This window comes from Arenibacter nanhaiticus, assembly GCF_900141935.1.
Classification (GTDB): domain Bacteria; phylum Bacteroidota; class Bacteroidia; order Flavobacteriales; family Flavobacteriaceae; genus Arenibacter; species Arenibacter nanhaiticus.
The window spans coordinates 241,484-256,289 of record NZ_FQYX01000001.1 but is presented as its reverse complement, the minus strand read 5'-3'; the positions used below and the strand labels follow the sequence as shown (position 1 = coordinate 256,289).

The following is a 14,806-nucleotide window of genomic DNA, read 5'->3' as shown; positions in this document are numbered from 1 at the left end:
AATTTAGTTGATATTCCTACTAATTTAACAAATTTTTAGGAATTAATACATAATACCCTATAAATCAGCAAAATATTATTTTGATATTTTTTATTTCTGAAACGATTATAATTTTTCAGCTTCCCGTATTACTTCTTACATTTGTCCTTTCATTATAAGAACAAAACATGTATAGAAGTCATAATTGTGGTGAACTGAACCTTTCAGACATCAATAAGGAGGTAACCCTATCGGGTTGGGTAGCAAAAGTAAGGGACAAGGGATTTGTCATTTGGGCAGATTTACGCGACCGTTATGGAATTACCCAATTAATTTTTGATGAGGAGCGTACCCCTAAAGAAATTATGGAAACCGCAAAAGGCCTAGGCCGCGAGTTTGTTGTTCAGATTACAGGAACGGTAATAGAACGTACTTCCAAAAACCCAAATATCCCTACGGGACAGATAGAGGTGTTGGTAACTGCGATAAAAGTCCTAAACCAATCCTTGGTACCTCCTTTTACAATTGAGGACCAGACCGATGGAGGTGAAGATATTCGTATGAAATATCGCTACCTGGACATCCGTAGGAATCCGGTAAAAGAGAACCTGATTTTTAGACATAAGGTTGCCATCGAAGTCAGAAAATATCTTTCCGATGAAGGCTTTATTGAAGTAGAAACCCCATACCTTATTAAATCTACTCCGGAAGGTGCTAGAGATTTTGTGGTTCCAAGCAGAATGAACGAAGGACAATTTTATGCCCTTCCCCAATCTCCACAAACCTTTAAACAGTTGTTGATGGTAGGGGGAATGGACAAATATTTCCAGATCGTAAAATGTTTCAGGGACGAAGACCTCAGAGCCGACCGTCAGCCAGAATTTACACAAATAGACTGTGAGATGGCTTTTGTGGAGCAAGAAGATATTTTAAACGTCTTCGAAGGTCTTACCAGACACCTGTTACAGGAAATAAAAGGTGTAACCGTAGACTCCTTCCCAAGAATGACCTACGACGATGCCATGAAGAAATACGGGAACGACAAACCGGACATTCGTTTTGGAATGGAATTTGGCGAATTAAATGCTGTTGCCCAACACAAAGAGTTTGGCGTTTTTAACGATGCCGAACTAGTTGTCGGAATTGCTGTTCCGGGTGCCGCAACCTATACCAGAAAAGAAATCGATGCCCTTATCGATTGGGTTCGTAGACCACAGGTAGGTGCCAAAGGAATGGTATATGTAAAATACAATGCCGATGGCTCCTTAAAATCTTCGGTAGATAAATTCTACGATAGTAACGACCTTGCCGAATGGGCAAAAATTACCGGTGCAAAACCAGGCGACCTTATTTGTGTGCTTTCTGGGGATGCCAACAAAACAAGAACCCAACTGAGTGCCCTTCGTATGGAACTCGCCACGCGCCTGGGATTGCGAAAAAACAACGAGTTCGCCCCGCTATGGGTCATCGATTTTCCATTGTTGGAACTCGATGAAGAAACTGGCCATTACCATGCCATGCACCACCCGTTTACCTCCCCAAAACCTGGCCAGTTAGCACTATTGGATACAGACCCGGGAGCAGTGAAGGCAAATGCCTACGATTTGGTATTGAACGGTAATGAAATTGGAGGCGGGTCTATCCGTATCCACGATACCGATATGCAAGCCACGATGTTTAAACATTTAGGTTTTAGTCCGGAAGAAGCCAAAGCACAATTTGGATTTTTAATGGAGGCCTTTAAGTACGGTGCTCCCCCACATGGTGGACTTGCCTTTGGTCTAGACAGATTGGTCGCTATTTTAGGAGGTCAGGAAACCATCCGCGATTTTATCGCCTTTCCAAAAAACAACAGCGGTAGGGATGTGATGATCGATGCCCCTTCCCCTATTGATGAAGAACAACTAAAAGAACTTAATCTGAAACTAAATATTTCTTTATAACTTTAAAATCCCGTTCTTATACGGGATTTTTTTTTCAACCTATGGCGACACTAAAAAAATCTTGGTTGACCAATTTTTTGGTTTGGCGTGCTAAGCACATCTCCCAGAAACACTTCATTTATATACTGAGTATCTTAGTAGGATTCACCTCTGGAGTAGGGGCAGTAATCCTAAAAAACCTCACCCATTTTTTTCAGCATTTATTAGAAGGGAATTTAGTTCGCCATTACCACAATGCCTTTTATTTTGTTTTTCCTCTCATTGGGTTTGCCCTGGTCTACCTCATTATAAAATATGTCCTTAGAAACAAGGTCAGCCACGGCATCCCCTCTACCCTTTTTGCTATTTCCAAACGAAAGGGGGTTATGAAAAAGTATCAAATGCTGGGCTCAATATTAACAGCTCCCATTACCATAGGTTTTGGAGGATCCGTAGGTCTTGAGGGCCCCACCGTAGCCACCGGTGCAGCCATTAGCTCCAATATTTCGAGGGTGCTCCATATGAACCAGAGTACCAGAAACCTATTGATCGGTTGCGCAGCTGCAGGGGCCATGTCGTCTATCTTTAAAGCGCCCATAGCCGCTATTATTTTTGCCATTGAGGTCTTTAGCCTAGACTTGACCATAGCGTCCATGATCCCGCTATTGCTGGCATCTATCTCCGCTATCATTACGTCCTACTTTTTCTTTGGAAACGATATATTGCTGCCTTTTAAAATTATAGACGGATTTAAAATTAGCGATGTTCCCTACTTTATAATTTTAGGACTGTTTGCCGGGTTGACCTCCATATATTTTACCGAAGTCTACGATCGTATACAAAAGCTCTTTGACCGCATAAAATCGCCCATAAAACGCCTCCTCATAGGGGGAATTGGAATCGGGATACTGATTTATCTAATTCCGCCCCTATACGGAGAAGGGTTCGATGTTATCAACAACCTTATCCTAGGACAGCCCGAGAAAGCCCTTGAAACCAATATTTTCCACTTAGACCTCAGCAATGCATGGGTGGTTATAGCCTTATTAATTGGCCTCATATTCTTTAAAATCATTGCTAGCGCCCTTACCTTTGGGGCGGGTGGCGTTGGTGGTATTTTTGCCCCTACCCTATTTATGGGCAGTATCATGGGCAACTGCATTGCCAAAATCATCAACCAGATCGGTATATTCCCCCAACAAATTTCCGAAAGTAATTTTACCTTGGTAGGCATGGCCGGTTTAATGGCAGGGGTGCTCCACGCCCCCTTGACCGCAATATTCCTTATCGCAGAAGTCACCGGAGGGTACGAACTATTTATTCCCCTAATGATTACCGCTACCATCTCTTACGCCATTACCAAATACGTACACCCGCACTCCGTTTACAATATGGAATTGGGTAGAAAAGGGGAATTGATCACCCACGATAAAGATCATGCCATTTTAACCCTAATGGATATTGAAAAGGTGGTAGAGACCAATTTCATTCCTATTTATCCAGAAATGAACCTTGGCGATATTGTCCACCGGGCCGTCGTAAAATCTAATCGGAATATTTTTCCGGTAATCGATGAAAAAGACGGCTCCCTACTAGGGGTCATCCTATTAGACGATATAAGACCCATCATGTTCGACCAATCTATGTACCAAGAAGTAATAGCCAGTGATATAATGCAGACCCCACCCGAGATTATTGCGTGGGAAAAGGATAAGATGACCGATATTATGGACAAATTTCAAGCTAGTGGCGCCTGGAACCTTCCGGTAGTTAAGGACGGTAAATACTCCGGATTCATTTCTAAATCAAAACTATTGACCTCTTACCGAAGAAAATTAATTAATTTTACACGATAATGTTCATTCCATACCAATGAAGTATCTTATAATTCTAATTTTTGTAGGCTCCTTGGCCTCCATTACTTACGGATTCACCATCAACGAAGAAAACCTGGTCCTAGCAAACAAGTGTATTGGCTTTGGCACTGTAGGCATATTTTTGGTGGCCATGCCGCTTTTTTTAATAAAAGTCAGCAAGGGCAAAAACATGAAAGACTATATGCTGAACGAGGAAAACATAAAAAAAATGCAGGCAAATGAAAAGAAGAAGCCTCAAAATCAGTAAGTTTTTCCCCATTTTAAATTAATTCCGTTTGGTTTTATATTAAAATAAACATAGCTTAGTAAGCTAATCAGTTATTATTTTAATCTTAATGGAATGACAGGAACAGTAAAATTTTTCAATGAAACCAAAGGTTTTGGATTCATTACAAACGACGACACAGGACAAGACATTTTTGTTCACGCCACGGCACTGAACGGAACCGAGCTTAACGAAGGTGACAAAGTAGAATATCAGGAAGAAGAAGGACGAAAGGGCATCGTTGCCGCACAAGTGCAGGTAATAGGCTAATATATTTTATTTTGAAAAAAATGCAAAGCCCTCAGTCACGCTGAGGGTTTTTTTATGGATTTTATCGAGGGTACAAGCCATTCATCTCGAAACTTATAACAGCAAGCATTCTAGATCTCGTCACCTTCAATTTTCCAAGGTGTTCAGCAAAATAATTTGGGCGTTCCCTCCTTCGTCGGTCGGGCTCTTGGCTTTATCCCTTGCCTTGCTGCGGGGATGCCGCCGCGATCCCTAACGCAAAAAAGAACTTTAATTTAAATTTCTTTTTTCGATAAAAAATCGCTTCAATAGTTGCGCCGCCTCCTTTTCCATGACCCCTTGTACCACCTTTGTCTTAGGGTGTATTTTAGTTCCCATGGTAGAAAAACCTCTTTCTGTGTCCTTGGCACCGTAGACAATTTTGGAAATTTGACTCCAATAAAGGGCCCCCGCACACATTTGACAAGGCTCTAAAGTGACGTAAAGGGTACAATTATGTAAATATTTCCCTCCTAAAAAGTTGGCCGCAGCCGTAATAGCCTGCATTTCTGCATGGGCAGTAACATCGTTTAATTGTTCGGTAAGGTTGTGCGCTCGGGCAATAATCCTGTCCTCTACCACAATCACTGCCCCTACCGGAACCTCTCCCTTTTCAAAGGCAATTTCGGCTTCTTGCAAGGCCTTCTTCATAAAATAGGCGTCATCAAAGGGTGTTATCATCCTAAAAAGTTTAGATACAATAGTAAACAATAATGGCCTATGAGCAAAAAAAAATTGGGCTCTCCTGTCCTCACCTTCAACAAATATTACTAAAAACCGTTAAGGATACCCTAAGGAATTCTAAATTGAATCCGTAAATACCGTAGTTTTGTGCTTTAATTTTTTTTCATGCCTACAGGTCTCCTTCAACATATACATAGTCCTCTTGAGCTTCGTCAATTAAAACTTGCCGAACTCCATCAACTCGCCCAAGAGTTAAGGGAGTTTATTATCGATATCGTGGCTACTAAAGAAGGTCACTTAGGCGCTAGTTTAGGAGTCGTAGAACTGACTATAGCCCTACACTATGTCTTTGATACGCCCAATGACAAACTTATCTGGGATGTGGGCCACCAAGCCTATGGACATAAAATTTTGACTGGTCGAAAGGATATTTTCCATACCAACAGACAAAAAGGAGGAATTAGCGGATTTCCAAACCGCAGCGAAAGTCCCTATGACGATTTCGGAACCGGACATAGCTCTACTTCAATTTCTGCTATTCTAGGAATGGCCTTGGCATCTGCATTAAAGGGAGAAAAGGAACGCCAACATATTGCCGTCATCGGGGATGCCTCTATTGCTAGCGGTATGGCCTTCGAAGGCCTTAACCATGCAGGGGTAACAACAGCCAATGTATTAATTATTCTTAACGATAATGCCATTGGCATTGATCCAAGTGTGGGAGCTTTAAAAAAATATTTGACGAACGTAAAAAAAGGCACGGCACGACAAGAAAATATATTCGAGGCCCTAAATTTCAACTATTCAGGTCCTATAGACGGACATGATTTACCGGGGCTTATACAGGAACTAGAAAGGTTAAAAACCATTCAAGGCCCAAAGTTCTTACATATTATTACCACCAAGGGCAAGGGATTGAAAAAGGCCGAGGAAAATCAGGTCGTATATCACGCCCCAGGGAAATTCGATAAACTAACCGGCGATCTTTTGCCAAAATCAAGTCGAGTTGAACCGCCCAAATACCAGGACGTTTTTGGTCTATCGCTCGTAGAACTCGCCAAGGAAAATCGACGTATCGTGGGTATTACCCCTGCTATGCCTACCGGTAGTTCCTTAAAGTTTATGATGGAACAAATTCCAGAAAGGGCCTTCGATGTTGGCATTGCCGAACAACACGCCGTTACCATGGCCGCCGGGATGGCTGCTGAAGGTTTAGTGCCCTTTTGCAATATCTATTCAACCTTTTTACAAAGGGCCTACGATCAAATAATTCACGATGTGGCACTGCAAAACCTAGCGGTGGTTTTTTGTTTGGATCGTGCCGGCCTAGTAGGTCAGGATGGGGCTACCCATCACGGACTTTACGATATTGCTTATCTAAGATGTATTCCGAATCTGGTTATTTTTGCACCAATGAACGAAGTAGAATTGCGCAATATAATGTATACGGCCCAATTGGGATTACAGCACCCTATTGCCATCAGATACCCTAGAGGAAGGGGAGTAACCATCGATTGGAAGCAGAAATTTAAAGCAATTCCCATAGGAATCGCTCAAGAATTAAAAAAAGGTACGGAAATTGCTGTTCTTTCCATCGGCCATATTGGTAATATGGTCACCCAATTACTGGAAGCTCGAAAAGATGCTAGTAAAATTGGTCATTATAATATGCGGTTTATAAAACCTTTGGACGCCAAAATGCTGACAAGTATCCTGGAAACCTATACCCATATTATAACCATTGAAGACGGTTGTAAAGCTGGTGGATTCGGCAGTGCCGTCCTAGAGTTTTCCAATGAAATTGGGATAAGAAAACCAATCAAAATCTTTGGAATAGAAGATTTATTTATAGAACACGGTACCGTTGAAGAGCTTCAATCGCTTACTGAAATTGATATGTTGAGCCTTAATAATTACATTAATTCTATTTTGAACACAGATTAACATGCGTAGTAAAATAACTTTCATTGCCTTTTTAATACTTTGTTTTAACCAACTTAATGCACAGGACACTATTCCGCCCGCTCCGGCGATAGACTCTCTGAGGCCCGCTCCGGTGATAGATTCTCTTAGAACCAGCGCTACTGTAGACTCGATAAGACTTGCTCGGGAGATTGATTCTCTTAGGCCTACCCCTACTATAGACTCGCTAAGACCTGCTCCGGCGATAGATTCCATAATGCCTTTTCAGTATTTAGATTCCATGCAGATCGATAGCATGCGCGTTGTCGATACTATTGTCATTAGGACCTTTCAGGATAAGATTAAAAATATCCCTAGAGGCGCCAACCTTACGAACCCCGTAATTTCTTTTAAAAGAACAAAGCCCTTAGACGAACAATACAAACGATTTAGGATTCCGTCTTTTTGGGAAAAAGAAAATAAATTAGGAATAAATCTAAGTGAAGTAGCCTTTATCAATTGGAATGCAGGGGGTAACAATTCCGTTTCGGCCTTGGCCAACATCAAATTTGTCCGAAATTATAAATTTAGATATATAAAATGGGATAATGACCTAGAACTCAGGTATGGCATAAACTCCCAAGAAAATGAAAAGCTGCGAAAGACAGATGATGCGATCCGTATTTCATCGACCTTTGCATACCGAAGAGACACCATCAGTAACTGGTACTACTCGGTTCGGGCGAACTTTAACACCCAATTTTCAAAAGGTTTTAAATATCCCAATAGAAAAACTCCTATTTCCAGGTTTATGGCCCCTGGGTATGGATTTATTGGAGCCGGAACCTCCTTTATTCCTGAAGGGAAAAAACTAAACTTATACATTTCCCCTTTTACACAAAAAGCAACCTTTATATTAGATCAAGATTTGGCAGATAAAGGTGCCTTTGGAGCAAAAAAAGCACAATATGATGCCGATGGCAATAAAATAACCGACGGTGAAAATGTGCTCATGGAATTTGGGTTCCTCGTTACCAATACATGGGAATCTAAGATCTCTGAGAATGTAAAGTTAAGGAGCAGGGCCAGTTTATATTCCGATTACCTGAAAAGCTTTGGAAATATTGATCTCGACTGGGAACTGAACCTTGACCTTAAAGTCAATAAATATGTGAGCACAAAATTAGGCACCCATATCTTATATGATGATGATATTTTGATGGATCCTGTAAAGGCCGAAGATGGTTCCATTATAAGTGAAGGGGTCCCTAAAATTCAGTTTAAGCAACTCTTTGCGGTAGGTATCTCCTATAATTTCTAAATTGAACTAGAGTGTTTTACCCATAATTTTATTGTGAATATGTACGGCAGCACTATCCGATAAACTAGCAACATAGCAACAAGTATTTAATAAGATCTTATATACAGAGGTATCGCTCTGCCTGTAAAATTCAGGCAGGGTAGCTATCATCAGCTGATCGTAATTAGAACTGTTTCCTTCCCGGTCCCTAATCAAGGCGGTCGTATACACATCTAGAATATCGGATATAATTTTATAGCCCGCAATTTCCTTTTCGATCACTTCTTGCGATTCATAGATCTTTCGTACACTGAGGTCAATGATGTCGTTTATTTGAGCCTTAAATTTGCTCTTTTCTAACAAGGACACCGTAAATTCTCCCTTTAATATTGCTTCTTCATGAGCCACAAAAACATCGATAGCATCCGAAATTAAAGTATTAATGGCCAAGGCCCTTAAATAGCTTATCCTATCTTCCCGATACACCAACTCGTGGTATTTCTGGATATTAATGGAGTCTTTCACCAATTTTATTAGGTATTCCAAGGCGTAGTCCTCGGAAATAAGTCCTAGGTTAATACCATCCTCAAAATCTATGATGGTATAACAAATATCGTCTGCTGCTTCTACCAAAAAGGTCAAGGGGTGTCTGCAATAGCCGATATCCTTGCCACTTCTAGTCTGAATAAGTCCCAATTCCTTGGCTATTTCTTCAAAAGAAGCCACATCAGACTGAAAAAACCCAAACTTTTTATCGGCAATGTGTTTGGTAGGTTTTATAGGCAGGGATTCTTTGGGATACTTCATAAAAGCCCCCAAGGTGGCATAACTAAGCCTTAGTCCGCCCGCTACCCCGGTGCGCGATTCCGACAATAGTTTAAAACCATTGGCATTCCCCTCAAAATCGGCGATGTCCTGAAATTCTTTTTCCGATAATACCGCCGCATATTGCTGCCCCTTCCCCGTCTTAAAATATTCCCCTATTGCCTTTTCGCCGCTATGTCCAAAGGGTGGGTTCCCAATATCGTGTGCCAAAGCCGCCGCGGCAACGATAGCCCCAAAATCGTTAAATTGATATCCGTGTATCTCCCGTAAATAAGGATGCTTCTCCAATATTTTCCGGCCCGCGATCCTTCCAAGACTCCTCCCAACGACAGAAACTTCTAAACTATGGGTTAAACGGGTGTGTACAAAATCGGTTTTCGAAAGCGGTATCACCTGTGTCTTATCTTGTAAACTTCTAAAGGCCGAAGAAAATATGACTCGGTCATAATCGACCTCAAAGCCCAAACGGGTTTCGTCCTGTTCCTTTCTAATCCTTTTATGTCTGTCTCCAAATCGTTTTAGCGATAGTAGTTGTTCCCAATTCATAACTGCTTATTAATACATGCAATATACACGATTGGCACTTTTCTACATAATTAAAACTAGACCTATAAATTCCCTTTTTATTGGGAAAGCAGCAAGCTTAATATTAAATTAATATTGAGTTTACATCAACATTAACAATAAAGGCGAATTTAGCACACGTCTTAAGACAAAGCTGATTTTCCTTAAATTATTAGTTTTTGTCGACTAAATTATTGGAGATCAATAAAGCTACCTCTGGCCAAGGTAGCTTTTTTACTTAAAGTAAAATTGTTTTTCAGTTAACCTTAAGTTAACATTACTGTTAGTTCTTTGCAGCGACAAAAACTAATAAAAATGAAAATTAAGATCCTAGTAATCACTTTATTATTTGCTATTTCGACATCCTTTGCCCAGGACAGCAATGCTCCTGCTTTTGGAAAAGGGTTATTTAATTTGGTTGGAAAAGACAGTACTTTTAGTATGAAGATTGGCTTTAGAATGCAAATTCTAGGCATCGCCAATTGGGAAGAAGGAAACAACAACGACCTTGTTGATCCCGAGACTCGTTTTATGATCCGCAGATCGAGGTTAAAATTTGAAGGGTTCGCCTACTCTCCAAAATTAAGATATAAAGTAGAGTTAGGCCTATCGAATAGAGATATATCCGGAGCTTCGGAATTCACCAGCAATGCGCCAAGATATATTTTAGATGCCGTTGCCAAATGGAACTTCTACGAGAATTTTGACCTTTGGGTAGGACAAACCAAACTTCCAGGGAATTTAGAGCGTGTAGTATCTTCTGCCAACCTACAAATGGTAGACCGTTCCCTATTAAATAGCAGGTTCAACTTGGACAGGGATATTGGGATTCAGTTAAGACACCAGATCGATGTAAGCGATAACTTTGTCATTCGCGAAAAATTTGCGATTTCTCAAGGTGAAGGCCGAAACATTACTTCTGCCAATTTAGGTGGCTACCAATACACCTCAAGACTAGAGCTTTTACCTTTTGGAACCTTTAAGGGAGATTACCAAGGAGGAGATTTACAAAGGGAACCATCGCCAAAACTAATGATAGGAGCAACCTACGACTTTAACCAAGATGCCGTAAAAAACAGAAGTAACCAAGGTTCTTATATGACCATTGACGATGAAAGCGGATTTTACTCCACTAACATCAGCACCTTCTTTTTAGATGCTATGTTTAAATATAATGGCTTTTCATTTATGGGCGAATACGCACATAGAGATGCCAAAGATCCCTTGGCTAAAAATTCTGACGGTACCCTAACGGGTGATAAAGTACAGGTAGGAAGCGGATTAAACCTACAAACAGGCTATCTATTTAAGAAAAACTGGGAGGTTTCTGGAAGATATACCAATATTACCCTAGATCAGGATATTACCGGAAAAGCACCGGAAAACCAATACACCCTAGGCTTGTCAAAATACATTGCTGGGCATAAATTAAAGGTTCAGTCAGATATAAGTTACTTATCCCTAGATGCCGGCAAGGACGAACTTATGTTCCGCCTTCAAATGGATATTCATTTCTAAACAATAATTTACAACCAATTACTTAAGGTCCATAGCTTCTTAACCTTCAGTTAACCCGGCCCGACTTTAAAGTATCTAATTTTAAAAATTATTTATACAATATAAATCCAAAAGATAACATGAAAAAAGTTGTTTGTATCCTATCCCTGGCCTTGACCTTAGGTGCCTGCGGAAGTAAGAATGAGAAAAAAGGAGATGCCCAGGCATTGAATGGCACCATTAAAATAGATGGTTCCAGTACCGTATTCCCTGTGTCAGAAGCTGTTGCCGAGGAATTTAGAAATGTACAGCCCGATGTAAAGGTTACCATAGGAGTGTCTGGTACTGGAGGTGGATTCCAAAAGTTTTCTAGAGGAGAAACCAATATTTCCAATGCTTCGCGTCCTATTAAGGACAAAGAAATTGCCATTTGTAAAGAAAATAACATCAATTACCTAGAGTTAGAAGTAGCCTATGATGGTTTGGCAGTATTGGTAAACCCGGAAAACACTTGGGTAGACAGCTTTACAATTGAAGAATTAAAGAAAATATGGGAGCCTGCAGCACAGGGAACCATCATGAAATGGAATCAGATCCGTCCAGAGTGGCCTGACGAAGAAATACATTTGTACGGTCCTGGTGTTGCTTCCGGAACTTATGACTATTTCACGGAAGCCGTTGTTGGAAAAAGCGGTTCTAGTAGAGGTGACTTTACGGCCAGTGAAGACGACCATGTTTTGGTACAAGGTATTTCTGGCGATAAATATTCCCTTGGTTTCTTTGGATTGGCTTACTATTCCGAAAACAAGGATAAATTATCCCTAATAGGGGTTCATAATGGGACCGAGGTCGTAAAACCGAGCATAGAAACTGTTAAGAACGGCACCTATTCTCCTTTGTCTAGACCCCTGTTTGTATACGTTAACAGTACTTCTGTAAAATCGCCTGAAGTGGTTGAGTTTGTAAACTTCTATTTGGAAACTGCAGGAGAATTGGCAACAGATGTAGGATACATTCCACTACCAGAGGAAAAGTACACACAACAAAAAGAAAGTTTTAAATCTTTTGTTGCCGACAATCAATAAAATCCAGATTTATTTCGAAAATCAGGAGTTATCCTGCTCCTGATTTTCTTTTTTTAAACCTGCTTCCATGCGCAAAATAAAAGAGCTTATTATTGAGAAAACGCTTATGACAAGCGCCTTAATAACCATTGCCGTAACTCTGGGCATTATATTGGTACTTTCTATTGAAGCCATTCAATTCTTCAGTGAGGTTTCCATTTTCGATTTTTTAACCGATACCCAATGGACTCCATTGTTTACCGAGAAACACTTTGGGATATTGCCCCTGCTCTCTGGAACCTTGCTCACTTCTTTTATTGCGATATCCGTGGCCTTGCCTATTGGGTTGACCATAAGTATTTACTTAAGCGAATACGCCCCTAAAGCTTTTAGAAAAGCCGTTAAACCCTTATTAGAGCTATTGGCCTCTATCCCTACCGTAGTTTATGGTTTCTTTGCCTTGGTCGTAGTAACGCCTTTTTTACAAGGATTCTTTCCCGATCTTGCCGGCTTTAACTCTCTTTCTGCCGGGATAGTGATGGGGATCATGATTATTCCTTATATATCTTCTATTAGTGAGGATGCCTTACATGCCGTTCCTGCTTCCCTTCGTGAAGCTTCTTATGGTATGGGGGCTACAAAATTACAGACCGCCTTTAAGGTCATTGTCCCTGCGGCCTCCTCCGGGATCATCGTCTCCATAATTTTGGCTATTTCAAGAGCTATTGGGGAAACCATGATTGTAGCGATAGCGGCCGGCCAACAACCAAGACTAACCCTAGACCCTACAGTACCGGTAGAGACAATTACCGCCTACATTGTACAGGTAAGCCTAGGGGATGTACAGCACGGATCCCTAGAATACAGAACCATATTTGCAGCAGGGATCACCTTGTTTACGTTTACCTTCTTGTTGAACACATTGAGTTATAGAATCAGAAAAAAATACCAGGAGAAATATGAATAACATTCAAAAAAATAGGTGGAAAGACCAGGTTTTCAAATTTTGGGGTATATTCTGTACCGTTATAGGATTGGTGTTGTTGACCATTTTTATTGGTGACATTCTTATTGATGGTATTCGTAGAATCGATTGGGACTTTATTACCGATCTTCCCTCTCGAAAGGCCGAAAACTCCGGTATTTATACTGCCTTAATGGGGAGTATATGGATTTTAGCCCTTACCACCATCATAGCTTTTCCGGTTGGCGTTGCGGCTGGTATTTATTTGGAAGAATACGCTAAGAATAACAAACTGGCCGGATTGTTAGAAATCAACATCTCTAATTTAGCCGGTGTCCCATCTATCATATACGGGCTTCTGGGATTGGAAGTATTTGTAAGAATCATGAATTTGGGAGCTAGTGTCCTAGCAGGTAGTTTAACCTTGTCCCTGCTGATACTTCCTATCGTAATCGTATCGACAAGAGAAGCTATTAAAGCGGTGCCACAATCTATTAAAGATGCTTCCTTTGCCTTGGGAGCCTCAAAATGGCAAACTATCTGGCACCAAATTCTTCCCGCTTCGGGAGGAGGAATCCTTACCGGGGTCATCCTGGCCCTTTCCAGAGCTGTGGGAGAGACAGCCCCTTTAATAGTCGTAGGAGCTTTGGCCTATGTGCCCTTTGTCCCTCAAAGCCCCATGGATGAATTTTCGGTCATGCCCATCCAAATATTCAATTGGATCTCTAGGCCACAAGCAGGATTTATAGAAAACGCCGCCGCTGCGATTATCATATTATTGGGCATCACTTTTATAATGAACGGTATAGCGGTATACTTTAGAAATAAATGGCAAAAGAAATGGAAATAACTATGGAGAATCCAAAGAAAAAAGGTGTAGTACTAGATAGCATTGTCGATACTAGCCTTAAAAAGACCCCGAAAATAGAAACCAAAAATATTAAGGTTTGGTACGAAGAGTTTAATGCCATCAAAGGCATTAGCATGAGTATTAAACCAAATACAGTAACTGCTTTTATTGGCCCATCGGGATGTGGAAAATCTACTTTCCTTCGCCTATTCAATAGGATGAACGATTATGTAGACGGATTTTCTCTAGAAGGAAAAATTAAGATCAACGGACAAAACATTTACAAGAAAAATGTGAATGTCGAAGAGTTGCGCAAGGAGGTAGGAATGGTTTTTCAAAAACCGAACCCCTTTCCAAAATCAATATTCGACAATGTTGCCTATGGCCTCAAAATACAAGGCATCAAGGACAAACAGTTGATCAATGACCGTGTAATTTCTTCTTTGAAACAAGTAGGATTATGGGAGGAAGTTAAGGACGATTTAAAAAAATCGGGACTGGCCCTTTCAGGAGGACAACAACAACGTTTGTGCATTGCAAGGACCTTGGCGGTAGAACCTTCCATTATTTTAATGGACGAACCTACCTCTGCATTAGACCCTATTTCTACGGCAAAAATTGAAGAACTTATCTTTCAGCTAAAACAGAAATATACCATTGTTATTGTTACCCATAATATGCAACAAGCCAGTAGAATCAGTGATTATACTGCCTTTTTCTACCTGGGGGAACTCATAGAATTTAATAAAACAAAGAATATCTTTACTAACCCAGAAAAAAAACAAACCGAAAACTACATTACCGGTAGGTTCGGATAAACAATTT

At 40.6% G+C, this 14,806-nt stretch carries 13 protein-coding genes; 11 read left to right on the top strand and 2 right to left on the bottom strand.

All coding sequences use genetic code 11. The annotated features are described in order from the left end of the window. The first annotated feature begins 167 nt into the window (after positions 1 to 167). The 4 genes from aspS (at position 168) to BUA16_RS01085 (ending at position 4,313) form a co-directional block, all read left to right on the top strand. Positions 168 to 1,922 carry an aspartate--tRNA ligase gene (gene aspS, locus BUA16_RS01100; protein ID WP_072762791.1) on the top strand — a complete coding sequence of 585 codons (1,755 nt, stop codon included), beginning with the start codon at positions 168 to 170 and terminating at the stop codon, positions 1,920 to 1,922. Positions 1,923 to 1,963: 41 nt separating this feature from the next. Further along, the gene (locus BUA16_RS01095; RefSeq protein WP_072762790.1) at positions 1,964 to 3,757 is read left to right on the top strand and encodes a chloride channel protein; all 1,794 of its coding nucleotides are present in this window, start codon (positions 1,964 to 1,966) and stop codon (positions 3,755 to 3,757) included. A gap of 16 nt (positions 3,758 to 3,773) precedes the next feature. Then, positions 3,774 to 4,025, top strand: coding sequence for a hypothetical protein (locus BUA16_RS01090; RefSeq protein WP_072762789.1), 252 nt, complete (start codon positions 3,774 to 3,776; stop codon positions 4,023 to 4,025). A 93-nt stretch (positions 4,026 to 4,118) separates the two neighbouring features. Further along, positions 4,119 to 4,313, top strand: coding sequence for a cold-shock protein (locus tag BUA16_RS01085; RefSeq protein ID WP_072762788.1), 195 nt, complete (start codon positions 4,119 to 4,121; stop codon positions 4,311 to 4,313). Between the two features lie 249 nt (positions 4,314 to 4,562). Here BUA16_RS01085 and BUA16_RS01080 read toward each other — a convergent pair whose 3' ends face one another. Continuing rightward, positions 4,563 to 5,012, bottom strand: coding sequence for a nucleoside deaminase (locus BUA16_RS01080; RefSeq protein WP_072762787.1), 450 nt, complete (start codon positions 5,010 to 5,012; stop codon positions 4,563 to 4,565). 168 nt (positions 5,013 to 5,180) lie between these two features. On the opposite strand from BUA16_RS01080, the gene BUA16_RS01075 reads away from it, so the two are divergent. Next, positions 5,181 to 6,959 (top strand): 1-deoxy-D-xylulose-5-phosphate synthase, encoded by a 1,779-nt coding sequence (locus tag BUA16_RS01075; protein ID WP_072762786.1) that lies wholly within the window; start codon positions 5,181 to 5,183, stop codon positions 6,957 to 6,959. 1 nt (position 6,960) lies between these two features. Next, on the top strand, positions 6,961 to 8,238 hold the full coding sequence (locus tag BUA16_RS01070; protein WP_245795494.1) for a DUF3078 domain-containing protein: 1,278 nt from the start codon (positions 6,961 to 6,963) through the stop codon (positions 8,236 to 8,238). 6 nt (positions 8,239 to 8,244) lie between these two features. Here BUA16_RS01070 and dgt read toward each other — a convergent pair whose 3' ends face one another. Next, positions 8,245 to 9,588, bottom strand: coding sequence for a dGTP triphosphohydrolase (dgt, locus tag BUA16_RS01065; RefSeq protein WP_072762785.1), 1,344 nt, complete (start codon positions 9,586 to 9,588; stop codon positions 8,245 to 8,247). Positions 9,589 to 9,921: 333 nt separating this feature from the next. On the opposite strand from dgt, the gene BUA16_RS01060 reads away from it, so the two are divergent. From BUA16_RS01060 to pstB, 5 genes are all read left to right on the top strand, one after another. Continuing rightward, positions 9,922 to 11,124 carry a porin gene (locus tag BUA16_RS01060; RefSeq protein ID WP_072762784.1) on the top strand — a complete coding sequence of 401 codons (1,203 nt, stop codon included), beginning with the start codon at positions 9,922 to 9,924 and terminating at the stop codon, positions 11,122 to 11,124. Between the two features lie 119 nt (positions 11,125 to 11,243). Next, positions 11,244 to 12,188: a PstS family phosphate ABC transporter substrate-binding protein gene (locus BUA16_RS01055; protein WP_072762783.1), complete on the top strand. Its 945-nt coding sequence runs from the start codon at positions 11,244 to 11,246 to the stop codon at positions 12,186 to 12,188. A gap of 67 nt (positions 12,189 to 12,255) precedes the next feature. Then, a complete protein-coding gene (pstC, locus tag BUA16_RS01050) occupies positions 12,256 to 13,134 on the top strand; it encodes a phosphate ABC transporter permease subunit PstC (RefSeq protein WP_072762782.1) in 879 nt (292 codons plus the stop codon). Then, on the top strand, positions 13,127 to 13,981 hold the full coding sequence (pstA, locus tag BUA16_RS01045) for a phosphate ABC transporter permease PstA (RefSeq protein ID WP_072762781.1): 855 nt from the start codon (positions 13,127 to 13,129) through the stop codon (positions 13,979 to 13,981). The genes pstC and pstA overlap by 8 nt, the downstream gene beginning before the upstream one ends. Beyond that, positions 13,960 to 14,799, top strand: coding sequence for a phosphate ABC transporter ATP-binding protein PstB (gene pstB / locus BUA16_RS01040; protein ID WP_245795493.1), 840 nt, complete (start codon positions 13,960 to 13,962; stop codon positions 14,797 to 14,799). Before pstA ends, pstB begins: the two co-directional genes overlap by 22 nt. The last annotated feature ends 7 nt before the right edge of the window (positions 14,800 to 14,806 follow it).